Below are 19,704 nucleotides of genomic sequence, written 5' to 3'. Positions count from 1 at the left end.
TTGGCAAGATACGCCTGTCTTGTTGTTGCCGTAGTCTCAGCCTGCCCGCGCGGCAGCGAATTTGTCAATGGCAAAGCTGCACGCCGCATCAATTAGGCGACGGCACCCCGGTGACCCCCGCGCGCTCGGGCCGTGTCTGGCGCTTGAATTCGAGCCCGATATGGACGAGCAGGGCCGTGACCACCACCGCGCCACCAAGGATGGTGCGTCCCGACGGCACCTCGGAATGGACGAGCCAGACCCATATCGGGCCGAGGATCGGTTCGAACGTGCCGAGCAGTGCGCCGACGGCCGCCGGGATCAGCCGCGCGCCGGTGGCGAAGAAGACAAGGCCGAGACCGAGATTGACCACGCCGAAGGCAAAGAGAAAGCCCATGTCGCTGGCTGACACGGCGAATGTCGATGCCTGCGAGGCAGCAAAGCCCGCCGCAAGCATGGTGCCGAGGCAGGTCGCCGGCGTCATGCGCACGCTGGAAAACCGCCGGGTGATGACGGTGGCGATCGAGAACATGAGCGCGATCAAGAGCGCCAGCCCGTCGCCTATCGGCGAGACTGCGCCATCAAGGGATTCCGACACCATGATGGCGACGCCGGCGATGACGGCGGCAATCGCCAGCCAGGTCGCGACAGTCACCCGTTCGCGAAACAACGCCCAGGCAAACAGTGCCGCCAGAAGCGGCACACCCGCCTGCATCAACAGGATATTGGCGACGGTGGTGTAGGCAAGTGCGACGACGAACGCGGTCGATGCGGTGGCGAAGCAGGCTCCGACGGCAAGGCCGGGCAGACCCATGTCGCGGAACAATTTCAGCATGCCGCGCCAGCCGTCGCGCCAGGCCATGAAGCAGATCAGGAAGGCCGCCGCCCAGACGGAGCGCCAGAAAATAACCGTCCAGCTGTCGCCGACGGTGATGAAGCGGGCAATGGTGCCGCCGAAACTCCACATCAGCGCCGAAAAGAACACCAGAAGCATGCCGGCGCGTTCCTCGCGCGGCGAAACGGCTGGCGATGCGATATTGGTCATGGCTGCCACTGTCTGCGTTTCCGGCGCTGCACGATGCGCAATGGACGACAGAACCGTGCCATTTTCGCCTAATGCATCGGCGGCGATCGGGCGTGATCCAGCTGCACGTTCCCTTTGGCGCACTGGCGAGACGCCTGGACCCCCACCTAGAGCGGCTCACCGTTTCACGGAAACGCCGAACCGCTCTATCTGTTTGTTTTGACGCAATTCCCTGAGGGAAAGCGCTACGCGCTTTTCCCGGGAAAACCGTTTCACACTTTTCCTGGAATTGCTCTAGGAGGAAGTGTTCTTGTTGCCTCGAACGAGCCGCCAAAGGCCGGCCAACGGAATCAGGAGAATCAGTCCGAATTTCTTCAGTGCGATGAGCGCTACCGCCAGCAGGCCAGCCTTTGCCGCCAACTTGCCAGCTATGAGGCCTCCAATGCCGACTGCCGCGACCGTGTCGAAGCCCGGCCTGAAATCGACGTACTTCTTGCCGGCATTGAAGGTAGCAAGGCCGAGCACTTCGTCCAGGCTTTGCCTTATCTCCGGCAATTGCTCCACCGTAGCGATATAGCTCATCACGAAAACGCCCTCTCTGCCGAGAAAACGCACATCGTAGTTGAGCGTATGGACAGCTTCGTCGCCGAACTGCAGCTCCTTGGCCCAGTGCAGACGCTTGTTGACGGCATCGTAGACAGGCGGCGAGGCCCAACCGACCAGCGTAACGGGCGGAAAGCCATCCTTCACTCGCTGGTCATTGGCCGACAAGGTGTCCGCCTGCATGCTGCGCAGCAATTCGCCGTAGTCGATGGATTTGGCGTCGTTATCGTCCACGTAGCCTATTTTCTCCCAGCGCAACTCTATTCCCCAATTGTTGTCGGCAATGGGATCGTATGCCGCGGGAAAGATCATGCCGAGCGAGTCGACACCGGAATCGGGTGGGTTGCTCCAGGCCTCGGTCAGGACGGCGACCGTGTCCTTCTTGTTTAGAAGTAGAACTTGCCCTTGAGGTCCAGACGCACACCTTCGGCGAGGTCTATCGCGCCGGTTTTCGGATCGATCTTGTCGAGGAATGCCTTGCCGGCGTCGTTGTACTTTTGGTAGGACTTGAAGAAAGTCGACGACTTTTCCGCGGAGGCAGGTCCGACTGAAAAAGCGAGTGCCAAACTTAGCCAAAAAACTGTCTTGCCCATCGATGATCCCCCGATCTTTATGTGACTGCCTTTTGATATCCTGTCGCCAATGTTCAAGCAATATTGTAACCGTTACGCCGCAATCGACAGCCAGGCGTCTTTCGCAAGTACACACATGGTGTAGTTGTTCCGCGAAGAAATCGTGACTTACTGGAAGTCGAAGGCACTCAAGCCGGTCACCATCTCGTCGAGGCCGAGCGGACGCGTCACCGGCGGCTCGGCGCGCGCCAGGCAGCCGACGCGTTCGCAAAGCCGGCAGGCGGGTCCGACCGGCGTCGCCGCGCCGGGAAGTGCCGCGCCATAGACGATGTCGTCGCGAAAGCCGATGTCGCAACCAAGCAGCAGCGCCGTGCGGCGCGGACGCTCCGAGAAGGCGCCCTGCGGTCCTTCCAGTGTGCGGGCGATGCACAGGAACTCGGCGCCGTCGGGCATTTCCACCGCCTCGACGAAGATCTGGCCGGGCTGGGTGAAAGCGGCATGCACGGGCAGCTTTGGACAGCCGCCGCCGAAGCGGCTTTGCGGAAAGCCCTGACTGCCGGCCTTGCGGAAGCGGTTGCCGGCATTGTCGACCTCCAGCATGAAGAACGGCACGCCGAGCGCGCCCTGTCGCTGCAGCATGGTCAGCCGGTTCGCCGCCTGTTCGAAGGAGACGCCGAAGCGCGAGCGCAGAACGTCGATGTCATAGCGGGCGCGCACGGCAGCCGCATGAAAGGCCTGGTAGGGCATCATCAGCGCGTGCGCCGCATAGCGGCCGAGTTCGAAACGGGCGAGACGGCGGGCCTCGTCCGTGGTCAATTTGAGCGCCTGGATCTCGCCGGCGACCGCAACCGTCATACGGATCAGGCAAGCCTCCATCGCCACCTCGCGCAGCTGGTCGAACGGCGACAGGCGTTCGGACAGGAACAGGCGCTGCGAGTGCCGATCATAGCGGCGGCGCCAGTTCGGCATGGTGGCGACCGGCAGCACCTTGACCACGATGCCGTATTCGCGCTTCAGCCAAGCCTTCAACGCACCGAACAGATCGTCGCCGGGATCGAGCACCGAGGTGAACGCCGCGGCCTCCTCCTCGAGCACAGCGAAATGGTTGGGCCGGCGCTCGAAGATCTCGTGCACCTCGTCGATCGGCAGGCGGGCGCCGGAAAGCGCGGTCGCCCGACCTTCGCGCGCCAAGAGCTCGTTGAGATCGGACAGGCGCTCGGCCTGCTCGCGATAGGCGCGGAACAGTTTTATCACCGCCGCGGACGCATTGGGCGCGGCCTCGGCAAGCTCGATCAGTTCCTGGTCTCCCGGCAACTCGCCGACCAGCAGAGGGTCGGTGAACACTTCCTTCAAGGCAGCGACGGAACCCCTTGCCTCGCCCTGCAGTTCGTGCGGATCGACCTTGTAGACGGAGGCCAGTTTCAGGATCAGCTGCACCGTCAGCGGCCGCTGGTTGCGCTCGATCAGGTTGAGATAGGACGGCGAGATGCCGAGCCCCTCGGCCATCGCCGTCTGCGTCAGGCCCTTGGCGTTGCGGATGCGGCGGATCCGCGGCCCGGCAAAGATCTTCTGGTCAACCATCGACTGTCCTTGACAAGAATTTACACAACTTTCGCGGCAATCTCGCTTCGCCCCAACTTTTACAATCATGACAAATTTACAGCGACCCCCTGTCAAACGCAACACAGGTTTTCTTTTATTCTCAGCGGGTTTTCCTGATTCTCCTGGCCAATTTCGCGTTGCAATGTAAATTCAGTCATATTCCGGCGCGCTGATGATTGGTGCCCGGACACGGGTGCAGCAATCCTTTGGAGTGACCAATGACTGATTTTTACAACCTCGTCCCATCGGCGCCGGAAGGTCGCTTCGACGGCATCGAACGGCCCTACTCTCCGCAGGATGTGAAGCGGCTGCGCGGTTCGGTGCAGATTCGCCAGAGCCTCGCCGAAATGGGCGCCAACCGGCTGTGGAAGCTCATCCATGAGGAAGACTTCGTCAACGCCCTCGGCGCCATGTCCGGCAACCAGGCGATGCAGCAGGTGCGCGCCGGGCTGAAGGCGATCTACCTGTCGGGCTGGCAGGTTGCCGCCGACGCCAACACGGCTGGCGCGATGTATCCGGATCAGTCGCTTTATCCGGCCAATGCAGCGCCCGAACTGGTCAAGCGCATCAACCGCACGCTGCAGCGCGCCGACCAGATCGAGACCTCCGAAGGCAACGGGCTTTCGGTGGAGACCTGGTTCGCGCCGATCGTCGCCGATGCGGAAGCCGGTTTCGGCGGGCCGCTCAACGCCTTCGAGATCATGAAGGCATTCATCGAGGCGGGCGCCGCCGGCGTCCACTACGAGGATCAGCTGGCGTCGGAAAAGAAGTGCGGCCATCTCGGCGGCAAGGTGCTGATCCCGACCGCGGCGCACATCCGCAACCTCAACGCCGCGCGCCTGGCGGCGGACGTGATGGGCACGCCGACCCTGGTCGTCGCGCGCACCGATGCGGAAGCCGCCAAGCTGCTCACCTCCGACATCGACGAACGCGACCAGCCTTTCGTCGACTATGGCGCCGGGCGCACCGTGGAAGGCTTCTATCACGTCAGGAACGGCATCGAGCCCTGCATCGCCCGCGCCATCGCCTATGCGCCTCACGCGGACCTGATCTGGTGCGAGACCTCGAAGCCGGATCTGGCACAGGCCAGGAAATTCGCCGAGGGCGTGCGCAAGCATCACCCCGACAAGCTGCTCGCCTACAATTGCTCGCCATCGTTCAACTGGAAGAAGAACCTCGACGACGCGACGATCGCCAGGTTCCAGAAGGAGCTCGGCGCGATGGGCTACAAGTTCCAGTTCATCACGCTCGCCGGCTTCCACCAGCTCAACTATGGCATGTTCGAACTGGCGCGCGGCTACAAGGCACGGCAGATGGCGGCCTATTCAGAGTTGCAGGAAGCGGAGTTCGCGGCGGAGGCCAATGGCTACACCGCGACCAAGCACCAGCGCGAGGTCGGCACCGGCTATTTCGACGCCGTGTCGATGGCGATCACAGGCGGCCAGTCGTCGACCACCGCCATGCATGAATCGACCGAGCACGCGCAATTCAAACCGGCCGCCGAATAGCGAACAGAAGAGCACTGAGGAAACGCCCAACAGGGCTTGAGACACAAGGAGAAGACCAATGGCATCGATAAGCCGCGTCAAGGAACGCGCCGAAGAACAGTCCACGACGATGAGCGTCGACCAGCAGGCGACGATCCGCATGCTGGCCAACGATCTGCACCGCCTCAACCAATCGGTGATGAAGGCGGTCGAGGCAGGCGTCTCGGTGGAGCTCGTGCGCTCGGCACGGCATCACGGCGGCGACGGCAACTGGGGTGATCTGCTGATCCCGGTGATCGTCACGCAGCAGAGCCGCGGCTGATCGAATTCGTACAACCGACCCTTCACCTGCGCTGTCTCTGCGCAGGTGAATTTTCTTTTTATGAAACTCGCCTGTGGACAGGTCAGTACAGTAGCGTTGCTTGAAATTCACTGCTCACGGGATGATTTCGCGGCCTTTTATTTCAACTTGACATGGGCGGCGATCTCACGCCAATTGCTCCCCAGATTCAACTCTGCATTGAATAGGGGCGAGCTTCTTGGCCGACTTGTGTGCCCGGTGAATCGCGAAGGCGAGACTCCAAGACATCCGAATTTGGTTGCCCGCGGATCGAGCGCCGAGACGATCCGTGATCCGTCGCAGGTGCTTGTCGTCGGGAGATCGCCAATCAATCGCGTGGTGATTTCGAAGATCGTCGAGCGATCCGGGCTCAAGCCAATCTCGGAATCCCCCGACACGGCGGCAAGGATCTTGCGGTCGCTCATTCCCGGTGCCGTTGTCCTTGATGGCGGCGCCGACAACAAGGACTGCGACAATCTGATGTCCAGCATCGACGCGTTGCGGCGGACCTCGGGTACATCGCTGCCGCCAGTGATCCTGCTTTCAACAAAGAACGGCACGCCGGAAAGCCTGGGCCTGTCGAGCGTCATCGACGCGGTGGTCGCCAAGCCGATCACACCCGAAAGGCTGCAACCGGTGATCGATCGCCTGATCAACGGCTAGAGCAATTCCAGAAAAGTGTGCAACGGTCTTCCCGGGAAAAGCGCATAGCGCTTCCCTGGGGAATTGCGCAAAAACAAATAGGCAAGCCCTGCGATCAGCCCGGATTGCCGATGCTCTCGATCAGTCCGGGCAGCTGTCCGAGATCGGATATCTGGCGGAACCGTGGCTCGGCTACCGGAGCTTCGACATGCTCCAGCACCCAGGTCAGTTCATGCGGTACATGGACACCCCAACCGCCGGCCTCGATGGCCGGCACCACGTCCGACTTCAGCGAATTGCCGACCATCATGCTTTTTGCCGGACCATCGCCGTGGCGGCTGAACAGGCGGGCATAGGTGGCGGCACTCTTGTCGCTGACGATCTCGATGGCGTCGAACAGGTCGCCCAGGCCTGACCCAGCCAGCTTGCGCTCCTGGTCGAAGAGGTCGCCCTTGGTGATCAGCACAAGGCGGAATGCGCCGGCAAGCTTCTCGACAGTCTCGCGCGCATGCGGCAGGGCCTCGATCGGATGGCTCAGCATTTCACGGCCGGCGTCGAGAATCTCTGATATGACCGAGGCCGGCACACGGCCTTGGGTGACCTCGATCGCCGTTTCGATCATCGACAGCGTGAATCCCTTGATGCCGAAACCATAGACGGCAAGGTTGCGCCTTTCGGCCTCCAGCAATCGTGCCGAGATCTGCTCCGCTTCGCCATGATCGGCAAGCATAGTCGCGAAGCGCTTCTCCGTCATGCGGAAGAACTGCTCGTTCTGCCAGAGCGTGTCGTCGGCATCGAAGCCGATCGTCGTCAGTTTGCTGTCGTGCCGCATGCAATTTCTCGGTTCTCGATTGAGATTGGGACGGCCGAAACTAAGCCGATTGGCGTGATTTTCAACCGCATCGGCGAATGCTCGGCGCGGCTCCCCTTCCCTTCCATAGGGGCGCACAGCTATACTCGACAATCCGCAACCCCAATCTGGTGAATGATGCCGCCTGCAAAAAAGGAAGTCCGTCCGTCGAGCCGCGGAGGACGGGCGCGCACGCCTGCCTTCGTGAAAAACCGACGTGGCGTCAAGAACTGGAAGGAAGTCAGCGCCTGGCTGGAATGGCGCGGCATCGAGGACATCGAGTGCATCACACCTGATCAGGCCGGCGTCGCACGCGGCAAGATGATGCCATCGAAGAAATTCACCTCCAACACCTCGCTGGCATTGCCGTCGGCCGTGTTCATGACGACGATTTCCGGCGGCTACCCCGAGGATGGCAACGGCTTCCATTATCCCGAGGACGACGGCGACCTTAAGCTGATGCCGGACCTGTCGACGCTGACGGTGGTGCCCTGGGAAGAAGACCCGACGGCCGCGGTCATCTGCGACCTTGTCCATCAGGATGGCCGCTCGGTCGAGTTCACGCCGCGCAACGTCTTGAAGCGCGTGCTTGCCGCTTACGACAGGCGCGGCCTCAAGCCGGTGGTGGCGCCGGAGATCGAATTCTATCTGGTGCGCAAGAACCCCGATCCGGACTATCCGCTGACCCCGCCGGTCGGCCGTTCTGGGCGCGCGATCGGCGGCGGCGCCGGCTATTCGATCGCCGGCGTCAACGAATTCGACGAACTGATCGACGACATCTACCATTTCTCCGAAGGTCAAGGCCTGGAGATCGACACGCTGATCCATGAGGAGGGTGCCGGTCAGCTCGAAATCAATCTGCGCCATGGCGACCCGATCGAGCTTGCCGACCAGGTGTTCATGTTCAAGCGCACCATTCGCGAGGCGGCGCTCAAGCATGAGATCTATGCCACGTTCATGGCCAAACCCATCCAGGGGCAGCCTGGCTCGGCCATGCACATCCATCAGTCGATCATCGACAAGAAGACCGGGCAGAACATTTTTTCGGCGGAGGACGGCTCGGAAACCGAGGACTTCTTCCATTTCATCGGCGGCATGCAGAAGCATGTGCCGAACGCGCTGGTGATGTTCGCGCCCTATGTCAATTCCTACCGCAGGTTGACGCAGGCGGCGTCGGCTCCGGTCAACAACAAATGGGGCTATGACAACCGCACCACGGCATTCCGCGTGCCGCGCTCGGACCCGGCGGCACGGCGTGTCGAAAACCGCATCCCCTCCTCCGATGCCAATCCCTATCTGGCGCTGGCGGCATCGCTTGCCTGCGGGCTGATCGGCATCACCAACAAGATCAAGGCCGAGCCTCCCGTGCTGACCACCGCCAACGCGGCCGAAATCGACCTGCCGCGCAGCCTGCTGGAAGCCGTCGACCTGTTCGAGGGCGATGAGGAGCTCTGCGCGCTCCTGGGCAAATCCTTCGCCGCCACCTATGCCGCGATCAAGCGGGCGGAGTTCGAGACGTTCATGGAAGTGATCAGTCCGTGGGAGCGGGAGTATCTGTTGCTCAATGTTTGAGGGGAATAGGGGAGTAAGGCAGTAGGGCAGTAGGGTGACAGACGATGGGGAAGATCGAGTCGTACAGGGATCTGATCGTCTGGCAGCAGGCAATGGACTTGGCGGTATCAATCTACGAGGCGACAAAGCCTGGCCGAAAGAAGAACTCTACGGAATGACAACTCAGCTTCGTCGGGCAGCTACCTCAGTGCCCGCCAACATCGCTGAGGGTTACGGTCGAGAGAGCCGAGCTTCCTATCAGCAATTTCTGAGGATCGCGCAAGGATCCCTTAAGGAGCTGGAGACTCATCTACTGATTGCGCAGCGCGTTGGAATCGCCTCCCTTGAGGCAGTCGAACCTTTGATGACCCGCAGCGAAAGCGTTGGGACGCTCTTGCGACTTCTGATCCGCAAATTGTCACCTGAATAGCTCCTACCTACTGCCCTACTGCCCTACTGCCCTACTGCCCTACTCCATTGAGAATCATGCCCTACCAATCCCCGATCTCTCCCGGCCGTTCCTGGTATGAAGACACCGCCGGACCACGGCCTGAATACCCGGCGCTGGACGGCGACCGGACATGCGACGTGGTCATCATCGGCGGTGGTTTCACCGGCTTGTCGGCGGCTGCGCAACTGGCCAAGGCAGGCACCAACGTCGTTTTGATCGAAGCGCATCGCTTCGGCGATGGTGCCTCCGGGCGCAATGGCGGCCAGCTCGGCACCGGCCAGCGCGCCTGGGTCGAGGAAATGGAAGCGGAGTACGGCTTCTCCCGCGCCAAGGCGCTGTTCGATCTTGCCGAAGAGGCGAAAGCCCATCTCCTTGAATTCGCCGCCGCCAACCAGATCGATATCGACTATATGCCGGGCCAGCTCTCGGTGGCGCACAAGCCGCGCTATGTCGACGACTACAAGGCGCATGCCGAGATCATGGCAAGCCGTTTTTCCTACCCGCATATTTCCTTCATGGATGCGAAGGAGACGGCGGAGCGGCTGGGCTCGACCGCCTATTTCGGCGGCACGCGCGACACCGGCACCGGCCACATCCACCCGATGAAGCTTGTGATCGGCACGGCGCGGGTGGCGGCGCAAGCCGGCGCGCGGCTGTTCGAAGAGACACCATCGAACGGCATCGTTTCCAGCGGCGGCAAGGTCAAGGTTTCGACACCGAGAGGCACAGTGACAGCGCAGAAATGCCTGATCGCGGTCAACGCCTATGGCGGCACGCTCGAACCGGTGAGTGCCGCGCACATCATGCCGATCGGTTCGTTCATCGGCGCGACGGTGCCTCTGGGCGCGGACTCGAAAGTGCTGCCGGGCGGCGAGTCGGTTGACGATTCCCGCTTCGTTGTGCGCTATTTCCGCAGATCGAAGGACGGGAGGCTGCTGTTCGGCGGACGCGAGGTCTATGGCGTCAACGATCCGAAGGATATCCACATCCACATCCGCCGTCAGATCGCGGACCTCTATCCGGCACTCAGGGATGTCGAAATCACGCATGGCTGGGGCGGCTATGTCGGCATCACGGTGCCGAGAAAGCCGTTCGTGCGCGAAGTGATGCCCAATGTGATCTCGGCCGGCGGCTATTCCGGCCACGGCGTCATGTTGGCGAACTTCTTCGGCAAGCTCTATGCCGAAACCGTCGCCGGCAACCGTGACCGGCTGAAGCTGATCGAGGATCTGAAAATCCCGCCGTTCCCCGGCGGCCGGCGCTTCCGCACGCCGCTGCTGTTCCTGGCGCTCAACTGGTTCGCGCTGCGGGATCGGATCTAATGCATGTCGCGCAAAAGCGCGTCGCCTGAATCCGTTCAAACGCGACTTTAGTCGCTCTGATCCAATGTCATTCCAATGTCATAATGTAATATTTGTTGCCTGAGCGACGCATTGCGGAATTCCCGGCAAAGGCGCAGAATCCGCTATGCTGGCGTACTGATGCCACAATTGCGGGCGAAAGGTGCCGCTTCTGGGCGATTGTTCGGGGATTGCTGCGGGCCTGCCCGCGTTGATTTTGGGACCGATGCTGATCGAACACGCAACTTGCGATATTTGATCGAAAGAACATCGGCCCGCTTATGGAGGTGGCAAGAGTGAAAGAGCCCTTCAGTTTCGGTGCTCCGGAACGTCGGCGCTTTGCCATGCAGTTCGGATACGACATGCGGCCGTCCTTCTGGCAGGAAGTCCGTTCGAACTCGCATCTGGTGATCGCCGCGGTCGGCACCGCCGCACTGCTTGGCGTCGCCGCGGTGGCGCTGTGGCTGGCATTGCCGGCCAATGAAAGGCAAGCGGCAGCGAGCCCCGAGCAGATCATTCCAACCATTCCGGTAAAGACGACGAAAATAGCTCCGGCGGGAGCTGCAGTGGCTGCGGCAGCCGTGCCGCAGGCGGCGCCCAAGTCCGACAAGATTTCACCGACCGTGGCGGCCGCGAAAGCCACCATACCGGCGCTGCCAGCCAATGATCCGCGCTGGACCAGTTCGCAGACGAAAGCCGCGTCCGCCGCCGGTACGGCTGCTCCCGGCCAGGCGGCGAACCAGGCTGAACAAGCGCCGGACAAAGCCGCGGCAGCATTCGCGCAATCGGCAGCCGATACCGATGCCAGCACCGAACTTGCCAAAGTCGCCGCGCCCGCCGCGGCTGCGGGCAGCCATCCCGATAGCGCGCAAACCGCCGCCATCCCCGCGGTGCAGCCGCAAGTGCCGCCCGAGCAGCCCGCAGCGGCGGAAGGCGACGACAGCCAGGCCAAGACGAAGCCACGCAAAGTCGCGACCGCCGGGACCGGACGGATTCTGCGGCCCGTGACCATGCGGAGCGGCCCGAAGAAAAATGCGGCCGCTATCCTCACGGTGCCGGCCAAAACCTCGGTGCAAGTGATGAGTTGCAAGAAGTGGTGCCAGATCACCTACAACGGCAAGACCGGCTGGATCTACAAGAGCTATCTCAAGACCGGCGCCTGACGCCTGTCACGACCCAGCCGAAAGGCTGCACCGTGGGGGCCCTCTGATTTGCGCATGACCCCGAAAATCGGTACCGATTTTCGGGGTCATGCGTTGGCGCTTTCAGATGCAGCGCCCGCCGTCCACTTCCAGCGCCACGCCGGTGATGAAGGCGGCTTCGTCCGACGCCAGCCAGAGTGCGGCGTTGGCGATGTCGAGTGGTGTCGAAAGCCGGCCGAGCGGGATCGATGCGCGGAACTTCTCGCGCATTTCGGGTGTGTCGGCGCCCATGAATTTCTCCAGCATGGCGGTCTCGCCGGCGACCGGGCAGAGGCAGTTGACGCGGATGTTCTTCGGCGCCAGTTCCACCGCCATCGACTTGGTGGCGGTGATCGCCCAGCCTTTCGACGCATTGTACCAGGTGAGGCCGGGCCGCGGCCGCAACCCCGCGGTGGAAGCCGTGGTCAGGATGACGCCGCCGCCTTGCCGATCCATGATCGGCACCACGGCGAGGGCGGCGTGATAGATCGCCTTCATGTTGACGGCGGTGATCAGGTCGAAGGTTTCCTCGTCGATATTGAGCATGTCGCCGTTGCGATGGGTGTAACCGGCATTGTTGACCATGATGTCGATGCGGCCGAAGGCGCTTTTCGCGGCATAGACCATCTCGTCGAATTCGGACCGAAGCGAAACATCGGTCTGGGTCCAGATCGCAGCGTCGCCGATCTCGCCGGCAACGCGCTCCGCGCCCTTGGCGTTGAGATCGGCGACGACGACCCTGGCGCCCTCCTGCGCGAAGCGCCTGGCCATACCCTCGCCAAAGCCCGACGCCGCACCGGTGATGACGGCAACCTTGTTTTCCAGACGCATGCTTTTCCCGCTCATTGCTGGTGACGACCGACCGGCGCGCCGATGGCGCATATCCGCGCAAGGCCAGGGCTTGTGACCGGGTTGGTCGAAAGATGTGCGGCCATCGCCGATTTCTCCTTTGGCTTTCGCTTCGATCCCGCTCTATGCTGCAACTGCGAAGGCTTCCGGAGCCGCGCCTGTCGACAAGCCTCCAGGGTATCGGACTGTCAAGAGGCAGGAGCAACACTCAGATGTGACACCATGGCACTGGAAAATTTAAATCGATTAGATTATATCAGCCGCGTACTCGCGACCGGCGTCAGAGCGGACAGACCATGACCAGCCAGATCATCCCCGTCGACCCTTTCGACTTCATCATTTTCGGCGGCACCGGCGATCTGTCGGAACGCAAGCTTCTGCCGTCGCTCTACCATCGCCAGCGTGATCACCAATTCTCCGAGCCGACCCGCATCATCGGCACGTCGCGCTCGAAGATGACCGACGAGGAATTTCAGGCCTTCGCCAAGCAGGCGATCTCGGACCACGTCAAGGCAGCCGATATCGACGCCAAGGAGTTGAAGACCTTCCTTGCCCGCCTTTCCTACGTTTCGGCCGATGCGACGACCGGCGCCGGCTTCGACAAGCTGAAAAAGGCGATCGGCGACAGCGACCGCATCCGCGCCTTCTACCTGGCCGTGGCGCCGGCGCTGTTCGGCGATATTTCGCACAAGCTCAAAGAGCACAAGCTGATCACGCCGAATTCGCGCATCGTGCTGGAGAAGCCGATCGGCCGCGACCTCGCCTCGGCGCGGACGCTCAACGATCTGGTCGGCGATGATTTCCACGAAAGCCAGGTCTTCCGCATCGACCATTATCTCGGCAAGGAGACGGTACAGAACCTGATGGCGCTGCGCTTCGCCAACGCGCTCTACGAACCGCTGTGGAATTCCGCCCATATCGACCACGTGCAGATCACCGTGGCCGAGACCGTCGGCCTGGAAGACCGCGTCACCTACTACGACAAAGCCGGCGCGCTGCGCGACATGGTGCAGAACCACATACTGCAGCTGTTGTGCCTGGTCGCCATGGAGGCGCCGTCGTCGATGGACGCCGACGCCGTGCGCGACGAGAAGCTGAAGGTGCTGCGCGCGCTGAAGCGCATCAACGGCAACGAAGCGCCGAAACACACCGTACGCGGCCAGTATCGCGCCGGAGCTTCCGCCGGTGGGCCGGTGAAGGGCTATGTCGAGGAGCTTGCCCACGACAGCAACACCGAGACCTTCGTCGCCATCAAGGCCGAGATCGGCAACTGGCGCTGGTCGGGCGTTCCGTTTTACCTCAGGACCGGCAAGCGACTGGCGACCCGGGTTTCGGAAATCGCCATCGAGTTCAAGCCGATCCCGCATTCGATCTTCGGCGACAGCGCCGGACCGATCTTCGCCAACCAGCTGGTCATCCGGCTGCAGCCGGACGAAGGCGTCAAGCAGTTCATCATGATCAAGGATCCCGGTCCGGGCGGCATGCGGCTGCGCCAGATTCCGCTCGACATGAGTTTCGCGCAATCCTTCGACGGCCGCGCGCCTGACGCCTATGAGCGGCTGATCATGGATGTCATTCGCGGCAACCAGACCCTGTTCATGCGCCGCGACGAAGTCGAGGCGGCGTGGAAGTGGATCGACCCGATCCAGAACGCCTGGGAAAGCGCCAGACAGGAGGCGCAAGGCTATACAGCGGGCACCTGGGGCCCCTCGGCCTCGATAGCGCTGATCGAACGTGACGGGCGGACATGGCACGAGAGCAATTGAACAGCACCGCCTACAACTGGAACGGCTTCGCCGGGCGCCAGGAACTGGCGGTGGCGCTTGCCGGTCATGTCGCCGGCCGCCTGACCAAGGCAATCGCCGAGCGCGGCACAGGGTTGCTTGCCGTCTCCGGCGGCACCACGCCGGCAAAATTCTTCGCCGCCCTTTCGGCGATACCCATCGCCTGGGACAAGGTCATTGTGACGCTGGTCGACGAGCGCTTCGTGCCGGCCTCCTCGCCGCGGTCAAACGCCGGGCTGGTGGCCGCCAATCTCTTGCAGAACGCGGCCAAGGCGGCACAGTTCGTGCCGCTCTATCACGAGGCCATCGACATCCGCGATGCGGCGGCGTCCGACGATGCGGCGCTCCGGTCATTGCCCTGGCCGCTCGATGTCGTCGTGCTCGGCATGGGGCCGGACGGCCACACCGCCTCGTTCTTTCCCGATGCCGACGACCTGGCAACACTGCTCGACCCGTCCTCCGACAGGATCGTGCTGCCGGTTCACGCGGCCAGCGCCGGCGAGCCGCGGCTGACCCTGTCGCTGGCGCGTATCGTCGATGCCGGCTTCATCGCGCTGCACATCGAAGGCGAGGACAAGCGCACCGCCTTCGACAGCGCGGTTGCACCTGGACCGCGAAAGCCAATCCGCGCCGTGCTCGACGCTGCACTGAAGCCCGTAGAGGTTTTCTGGGCGCCCTGATTGCAACTTGCTGAGGGTCCCGGCAGACAGCCGGACTGTGTTCCGGGACCTCGCCTGAAAGGACCGACACCATGACCGCCAGACGCGACATCGAAGCCATCACCGAGCGCATCCGCCAGCGCTCCAGACCGAGCCGCGAACGCTATCTCGGCCGCATCGCCGAGGCGTCGAACCGCACCGCCAACCGGGCCGTGCTGTCGTGCGGCAACCTCGCACACGGCTTTGCGGTGTGCAGCCCCTCGGAAAAGCTGGCACTGGGCGCCGACAAGGTGCCGAACCTCGGCATCATCACCTCCTACAACGACATGCTGTCGGCGCATCAGCCGTTCGAGACCTTTCCGGCACTGATCAAGGACGCGGCGCGCGAGGCCGGAGGCATCGCCCAGGTGGCCGGCGGCGTGCCGGCGATGTGCGATGGCGTCACGCAGGGCCAGCCAGGCATGGAGCTGTCGCTGTTTTCGCGCGACGTGATCGCCATGGCCGCCGCGATCGGCCTGTCGCACAACATGTTCGACGCCGCCGTCTATCTCGGCGTCTGCGACAAGATCGTGCCGGGGCTGGTGATCGCCGCACTCACCTTCGGCCATCTGCCGGCGGTGTTCATCCCGGCCGGGCCGATGACCACCGGCCTGCCCAATGACGACAAGGCCAAGGTCCGCCAGCTCTATGCCGAGGGCAAGGCCGGACGAGCCGAACTGCTGGAGGCCGAGTCCAAGTCCTATCACGGGCCGGGGACCTGCACCTTCTACGGCACGGCGAACTCCAACCAGATGCTGATGGAGATCATGGGCCTGCACACGCCCGGCGCCTCGTTCGTCAACCCCGGCACGCCGCTGCGTGAGGCCTTGACCCGCGAGGCGGCGAAGCGGGCGCTGGCGATCACCGCGCTCGGCAATGCCTATACGCCGGTCGGGCGGATGATCGACGAACGTTCGATCGTCAACGGTGTCGTCGGCCTGCATGCCACCGGCGGCTCGACCAATCACACCATCCACCTGATCGCCATGGCGGCGGCGGCCGGTATCGCCATCACCTGGCAGGACATTTCCGACCTTTCGGAAGCGGTGCCGCTGCTGGCGCGGGTCTATCCGAATGGCCTTGCCGACGTGAACCATTTCCACGCGGCCGGCGGGCTCGGCTTCCTGATCCGCGAACTGCTCGACGAAGGCATCCTGCACGAGGATGTGCAGACAGTGTGGGGCGAAGGCCTGCGGCCCTATGCGGTCGAGGCAAAGCTCGGCGCCGGCGGCGGCGTGGTGCGCGAGGCCTCGCCGCGCGAAAGCGGCGACGAGAAGGTGCTGGCGCCGTTCAAAAAGGCGTTCCAGGCAACCGGCGGTCTGAAGGTGCTATCGGGCAATCTCGGCCATGCCGTCATCAAGACCTCGGCGGTCAAGCCGGAGCGACGCATCATCGAGGCGCCGGCCAAGGTCTTCGACAGCCAGCAAGGCCTGAACGACGCATTCAAGGCAGGCACGCTGACCGGCGACTTCATCGCTGTCATCCGCTTCCAGGGCCCGAAGGCCAACGGCATGCCGGAGCTGCACAAGCTGACCACCGTGCTCGGCATCCTGCAGGACCGCGGCCAGCGCGTGGCACTGGTCACCGACGGGCGCATGTCGGGTGCCTCCGGCAAGGTGCCGGCGGCGATCCATGTCACGCCGGAAGCGGTCGAGGATGGACCTATCGCCAGAATCCATGACGGCGACATCATCCGGCTCGACGCCGACGCCGGAACGCTCGAAGTGCTGGTGCCTGCCGGCGAGTTTGCACTGCGCCGGACGGCCGACGCCGACCTCATCGGCAATGAGTTCGGTTTCGGCCGCGAGCTATTCGCCGGCTTCCGGCAATTGGTCGGCCGCGCCGACCATGGCGCCAGCGCCTTCGGCACGGCGTGACGGTATCGCTCTAAACTGGAAAGGGCGGCACATGACCGCCCTTTTTGCTGCCGGTCAGATGGCAGTCACGGCGCGACGGTGATTTCGCTCCGTTCGCCGGGCTTGACCGTCACCGGCATTTCATTGTCATGGCCTTCATCGGACATGTGCCGGACGACCACATAGTCGCCGGCCGCAATGGTCTGCTGCCAGGCATCGCCATAGCTCAGGCCAAGCGCCTTGCGGTTGCCCTGGATGTCCTTTTTCGGCGACAGTATCTCGATCGAGTAGGCGCCGGGGGCCGACATCGCCAGAACGCCGGCATCGAGCGGCACCTTGATGTCCTGGTTGTCGCCGACCTTGATGCTGAACGGCTGCTCGACGACCGCAAGGTCAAGCGTGGTGACAGCCACATAATCGTCCGGCGGCAGCCAGAACTTGCTGTCCGGTCCATAGGAATGCTCGACATCGTCGCGCGAGCCGTCGATCTTCTTCTTCGCCTTGACGATCTGGAAGCCGAGGCCGGAACTGTCGGCCTTGTCGCCGCCGGCAACATAATAGGCGTTGAACACGACATGCCCGACGCCGACGACGACGTCCTTTTCGATCTTCTGGCCGGCGGCCAGTTGGATGGTTTCGGTGGCGGTGCCCACACCGATCTGGACCGTGACCTTCTGCTCACCCGCGGGCACGATGATCTTGGTATCGCCATAGTGGGTGGTGCTGCCGCCGGGATAGGTGAAGTCGACATGGGCCTCGTCACTGACATCGGCGCCCTGGCTTGACCGCGGATGAATGAGCATGGTGCCCGCATTCAAGGTGAACAGCGGTTTGTAGACCTGGCCGGCCTCGATCTTGAATTTCTGCTCCACCTTGGCCTCGTCGTCGCGGGCGACGACGATATAGTCGCCTGGATCGAGATTGCCGCTGTAGGCGCCATATTCAGTGGTGACGGAATCGCCACGCGAGCCGTCGGAGTTCGCCTTGTAGATCTCCCAGGCGTTGCCGTCGGTGATCGGCTCGCCACCTTCGGCCATCACCACCGTCGGCTGGAAGTTGAATTCCGGTTTCGCCGGCTCCGGCGCGGGGGCTGGGGCGGGCGCTGGAGCCGGTTCGGGAGCGGGTGCCGGCGCCGCGACCGTCTCGACTAGCGCCTCCTGTAGCGCCTTCTCGTCGGAGGCCTGGATGTATTTGCCGCCGGTGTTGTCGGCGAGGCAGGCGATCTGCTTGCCTTCATCGGCAGTGAGGCCGAAGCCGACGACGTCGGCGGTGAAATCGACGCCGGACGCTTCGAGCTCCTTGCCAAGTGCGCAAGGGTCGCCGCCGCATGTTTCGAGCCCGTCGGTGATGAGGACGACGGTTGCCTTGTCCTCGGTGTATTTCAGCGCTTCGGCCGCCTGCTTGACGGCGGCGGTCAGCGGCGTCTTGCCGAGGAATTTCAGGCTGTCGGCGGCGGCCGAGATGGCGCTTGCCGAACCTGCCTGTGGCGGCACGATCAACTGAATGTCGTCGCAGCTGCCTTTTTCGCGATGGCCATAAGCCATGAAGCCGATCTCGTCGGCGTCGGGGACCGATTGAAGCACGGTTCTCAGCGATTCACGGGCGATTTCGAGCTTGGGCTTGCCGTCGATCTGCGCCCACATCGAGCCGGAGGCATCGAGAATGATGATGACCTTGTTTGCGGCAAAGCCGACCGTCGTCATCGACAAAAGAAGGATCGCCGCAGCGACGCTCCGCGCAAAGCCCGCCATCGAAATCTCCTCAAATCCGCCCCTGATCCGGGCGGGAAAGCTATTTGACGCGGCGTCAGGATACAAGGCCGGGCGCGGCTGTGAGGGAGCGGAATGTCAAACTTTTGAGCGGCAGCGAAATCCGCTCAGTAGGTCGTGCGCCGCTCTTCGGAAGGCGGCCTGCCGAACTGCAGCCGGTAGCTCTGGGCAAAATAGGAATGCGAGGTGAAGCCCGTGGCGATCGCCACATCGAGGATCGGCATGTTGGTCTGGCGCAGCAATTCGCGCGCCCGCTCCAGCCGCAGCCGCATGTAATAGCGGCCGGGCGTGACGCTGAGATGGCGCAGGAACAGGCGCTCGACCTGACGCACCGACAGGCCGGCGGATTTGGCCAACTGCACCGCCGACAGCGGCTCGTCGAGGTGGTCGGCCATCAGTTCGACGATGCGCCTGAGCTTCTCCGACTTGCCGGTGAGATCGCGTTCCGGTCCGACACGCTGGCGGTCGCCGGCCGAGCGGATGCGTTCGTGCTGGAACTGGTTGGCGACGCCATTGGCGAGATTGGAGCCGAAATCGCCGCGCACGATCTCCAGCATCAGGTCGATCGAGGTGGTGCCGCCGGCACATGTGTAGCGCTTGCGATCGATCTCGAAGACGTTGCCCGTGCAGTTGATGTCGGGGAACCGTTCGACGAAGCCGGCGCGGTTTTCCCAATGGATGGTGCAGCGATAGCCTTCGAGCTGGCCGGCCTCGGCCAGCAGGTAGGATCCGACCGACAGTGCGCCGAGCGCGTTGCCGCGCCGGCCCCAACTGCGCAGCGCCGCCAGCACCTTGCTCTTGCCGGGAAATTCCGTCGTCAGTCCGACCGAGACGAACAGGATGTCGACCGGCGGCAGGTCGGCAACGGCATAGTCGATCTTGAGCGGCAGGCCATTGGAGGCCATCACCGGATCGCCATCGGCCGAGACCGTCGTCCAGCCGTAGAAGTCGCGGCCAAGCAAACGGTTCGCCGAGCGGAACGTGTCGATCGCCGCGGCCAGTGAGAACATGGAGAACTTGTCGACCAGCAGGAAAGCGAACTGCCGGCCACCTTGAACGGGGTCAGTCATGACCGGCCGTTCTACAGGAACAGTTGGGTTCGGCAAAGCTGCGGCTTTCTGGCGGG

At 63.0% G+C, this 19,704-nt stretch carries 17 protein-coding genes and 1 pseudogene; 10 read left to right on the top strand and 8 right to left on the bottom strand.

What is annotated here, in order from left to right; all coding sequences use genetic code 11:
* Window positions 1–88: 88 nt before the first annotated feature.
* The 4 genes from ACFSQT_RS19495 to ACFSQT_RS19480 form a co-directional block, all read right to left on the bottom strand.
* Entirely contained in the window at window positions 89–1,024 is a 936-nt protein-coding gene (locus tag ACFSQT_RS19495) for a DMT family transporter (RefSeq protein WP_379021138.1), read from the bottom strand.
* Window positions 1,025–1,297: 273 nt separating this feature from the next.
* The gene (locus ACFSQT_RS19490; protein WP_379021198.1) at window positions 1,298–1,969 is read right to left on the bottom strand and encodes a DUF2167 domain-containing protein; all 672 of its coding nucleotides are present in this window, start codon (window positions 1,967–1,969) and stop codon (window positions 1,298–1,300) included.
* 23 nt (window positions 1,970–1,992) lie between these two features.
* Entirely contained in the window at window positions 1,993–2,199 is a 207-nt protein-coding gene (locus ACFSQT_RS19485) for a hypothetical protein (protein ID WP_379021200.1), read from the bottom strand.
* Between the two features lie 147 nt (window positions 2,200–2,346).
* Entirely contained in the window at window positions 2,347–3,759 is a 1,413-nt protein-coding gene (locus ACFSQT_RS19480; protein ID WP_379021136.1) for a helix-turn-helix domain-containing protein, read from the bottom strand.
* A gap of 239 nt (window positions 3,760–3,998) precedes the next feature.
* Here ACFSQT_RS19480 and aceA point away from each other — a divergent pair, with 239 nt between their 5' ends.
* The 3 genes from aceA to ACFSQT_RS19465 all read left to right on the top strand — a co-directional run bounded on the left by aceA (window position 3,999) and on the right by ACFSQT_RS19465 (window position 6,270).
* Complete coding sequence (gene aceA / locus ACFSQT_RS19475) at window positions 3,999–5,288, top strand: isocitrate lyase (RefSeq protein WP_379021134.1); 1,290 nt, start codon at window positions 3,999–4,001, stop codon at window positions 5,286–5,288.
* Window positions 5,289–5,346: 58 nt separating this feature from the next.
* A complete protein-coding gene (locus ACFSQT_RS19470; RefSeq protein WP_379021132.1) occupies window positions 5,347–5,589 on the top strand; it encodes an SMc00767 family acetate metabolism repressor in 243 nt (80 codons plus the stop codon).
* 228 nt (window positions 5,590–5,817) lie between these two features.
* Entirely contained in the window at window positions 5,818–6,270 is a 453-nt protein-coding gene (locus ACFSQT_RS19465; protein ID WP_379021196.1) for a response regulator, read from the top strand.
* Window positions 6,271–6,364: 94 nt separating this feature from the next.
* On the opposite strand, the gene ACFSQT_RS19460 is transcribed toward ACFSQT_RS19465, so the two are convergent.
* The gene (locus ACFSQT_RS19460) at window positions 6,365–7,081 is read right to left on the bottom strand and encodes an HAD family hydrolase (protein ID WP_379021130.1); all 717 of its coding nucleotides are present in this window, start codon (window positions 7,079–7,081) and stop codon (window positions 6,365–6,367) included.
* 153 nt (window positions 7,082–7,234) lie between these two features.
* On the opposite strand from ACFSQT_RS19460, the gene ACFSQT_RS19455 reads away from it, so the two are divergent.
* From ACFSQT_RS19455 to ACFSQT_RS19440, 4 genes and pseudogenes are all read left to right on the top strand, one after another.
* Complete coding sequence (locus ACFSQT_RS19455) at window positions 7,235–8,671, top strand: glutamine synthetase family protein (protein WP_379021128.1); 1,437 nt, start codon at window positions 7,235–7,237, stop codon at window positions 8,669–8,671.
* Between the two features lie 44 nt (window positions 8,672–8,715).
* A pseudogene (locus ACFSQT_RS19450) lies at window positions 8,716–9,080 on the top strand (four helix bundle protein).
* 56 nt (window positions 9,081–9,136) lie between these two features.
* Entirely contained in the window at window positions 9,137–10,423 is a 1,287-nt protein-coding gene (locus tag ACFSQT_RS19445) for an NAD(P)/FAD-dependent oxidoreductase (protein ID WP_379021126.1), read from the top strand.
* Between the two features lie 314 nt (window positions 10,424–10,737).
* On the top strand, window positions 10,738–11,604 hold the full coding sequence (locus ACFSQT_RS19440; protein ID WP_379021124.1) for an SH3 domain-containing protein: 867 nt from the start codon (window positions 10,738–10,740) through the stop codon (window positions 11,602–11,604).
* Window positions 11,605–11,706: 102 nt separating this feature from the next.
* Here the strand turns inward: ACFSQT_RS19440 and ACFSQT_RS19435 are convergent, their stop codons facing one another.
* Window positions 11,707–12,453: an SDR family oxidoreductase gene (locus ACFSQT_RS19435; protein WP_379021122.1), complete on the bottom strand. Its 747-nt coding sequence runs from the start codon at window positions 12,451–12,453 to the stop codon at window positions 11,707–11,709.
* Window positions 12,454–12,767: 314 nt separating this feature from the next.
* On the opposite strand from ACFSQT_RS19435, the gene zwf reads away from it, so the two are divergent.
* From zwf to edd, 3 genes are all read left to right on the top strand, one after another.
* A complete protein-coding gene (zwf, locus tag ACFSQT_RS19430) occupies window positions 12,768–14,237 on the top strand; it encodes a glucose-6-phosphate dehydrogenase (protein WP_379021120.1) in 1,470 nt (489 codons plus the stop codon).
* Window positions 14,219–14,935: a 6-phosphogluconolactonase gene (gene pgl / locus ACFSQT_RS19425; RefSeq protein ID WP_379021118.1), complete on the top strand. Its 717-nt coding sequence runs from the start codon at window positions 14,219–14,221 to the stop codon at window positions 14,933–14,935. The genes zwf and pgl overlap by 19 nt, the downstream gene beginning before the upstream one ends.
* 71 nt (window positions 14,936–15,006) lie before the next feature.
* On the top strand, window positions 15,007–16,830 hold the full coding sequence (gene edd, locus ACFSQT_RS19420; protein WP_379021116.1) for a phosphogluconate dehydratase: 1,824 nt from the start codon (window positions 15,007–15,009) through the stop codon (window positions 16,828–16,830).
* A gap of 65 nt (window positions 16,831–16,895) precedes the next feature.
* On the opposite strand, the gene ACFSQT_RS19415 is transcribed toward edd, so the two are convergent.
* Complete coding sequence (locus ACFSQT_RS19415) at window positions 16,896–18,560, bottom strand: vWA domain-containing protein (protein ID WP_379021114.1); 1,665 nt, start codon at window positions 18,558–18,560, stop codon at window positions 16,896–16,898.
* A gap of 125 nt (window positions 18,561–18,685) precedes the next feature.
* The gene (locus tag ACFSQT_RS19410) at window positions 18,686–19,648 is read right to left on the bottom strand and encodes a GlxA family transcriptional regulator (RefSeq protein ID WP_013530232.1); all 963 of its coding nucleotides are present in this window, start codon (window positions 19,646–19,648) and stop codon (window positions 18,686–18,688) included.
* Between the last annotated feature and the right edge of the window lie 56 nt (window positions 19,649–19,704).

Source organism: Mesorhizobium calcicola (genome assembly GCF_042682105.1).
Taxonomy (GTDB): domain Bacteria; phylum Pseudomonadota; class Alphaproteobacteria; order Rhizobiales; family Rhizobiaceae; genus Mesorhizobium; species Mesorhizobium calcicola.
The sequence above is the reverse complement of the archived record's forward strand: the minus strand, read 5'-3'. Positions and strand labels throughout refer to the sequence as shown.

What these genes read in the sequence shown, in the direction of transcription:
- zwf (WP_379021120.1), top strand. Translation starts at nt 12,768, where the DNA reads ATGACCAGCCAGATCATCCCCGTCGACCCTTTCGACTTCATCATTTTC.
- ACFSQT_RS19445 (WP_379021126.1), top strand. Translation starts at nt 9,137, where the DNA reads ATGCCCTACCAATCCCCGATCTCTCCCGGCCGTTCCTGGTATGAAGAC.
- edd (WP_379021116.1), top strand. Translation starts at nt 15,007, where the DNA reads ATGACCGCCAGACGCGACATCGAAGCCATCACCGAGCGCATCCGCCAG.
- ACFSQT_RS19485 (WP_379021200.1), bottom strand. Translation starts at nt 2,199, where the DNA reads ATGGGCAAGACAGTTTTTTGGCTAAGTTTGGCACTCGCTTTTTCAGTC.
- ACFSQT_RS19470 (WP_379021132.1), top strand. Translation starts at nt 5,347, where the DNA reads ATGGCATCGATAAGCCGCGTCAAGGAACGCGCCGAAGAACAGTCCACG.
- ACFSQT_RS19435 (WP_379021122.1), bottom strand. Translation starts at nt 12,453, where the DNA reads ATGCGTCTGGAAAACAAGGTTGCCGTCATCACCGGTGCGGCGTCGGGC.
- ACFSQT_RS19460 (WP_379021130.1), bottom strand. Translation starts at nt 7,081, where the DNA reads ATGCGGCACGACAGCAAACTGACGACGATCGGCTTCGATGCCGACGAC.
- ACFSQT_RS19415 (WP_379021114.1), bottom strand. Translation starts at nt 18,560, where the DNA reads ATGGCGGGCTTTGCGCGGAGCGTCGCTGCGGCGATCCTTCTTTTGTCG.
- ACFSQT_RS19410 (WP_013530232.1), bottom strand. Translation starts at nt 19,648, where the DNA reads ATGACTGACCCCGTTCAAGGTGGCCGGCAGTTCGCTTTCCTGCTGGTC.
- ACFSQT_RS19495 (WP_379021138.1), bottom strand. Translation starts at nt 1,024, where the DNA reads ATGACCAATATCGCATCGCCAGCCGTTTCGCCGCGCGAGGAACGCGCC.
- pgl (WP_379021118.1), top strand. Translation starts at nt 14,219, where the DNA reads ATGGCACGAGAGCAATTGAACAGCACCGCCTACAACTGGAACGGCTTC.
- aceA (WP_379021134.1), top strand. Translation starts at nt 3,999, where the DNA reads ATGACTGATTTTTACAACCTCGTCCCATCGGCGCCGGAAGGTCGCTTC.
- ACFSQT_RS19480 (WP_379021136.1), bottom strand. Translation starts at nt 3,759, where the DNA reads ATGGTTGACCAGAAGATCTTTGCCGGGCCGCGGATCCGCCGCATCCGC.
- ACFSQT_RS19455 (WP_379021128.1), top strand. Translation starts at nt 7,235, where the DNA reads ATGATGCCGCCTGCAAAAAAGGAAGTCCGTCCGTCGAGCCGCGGAGGA.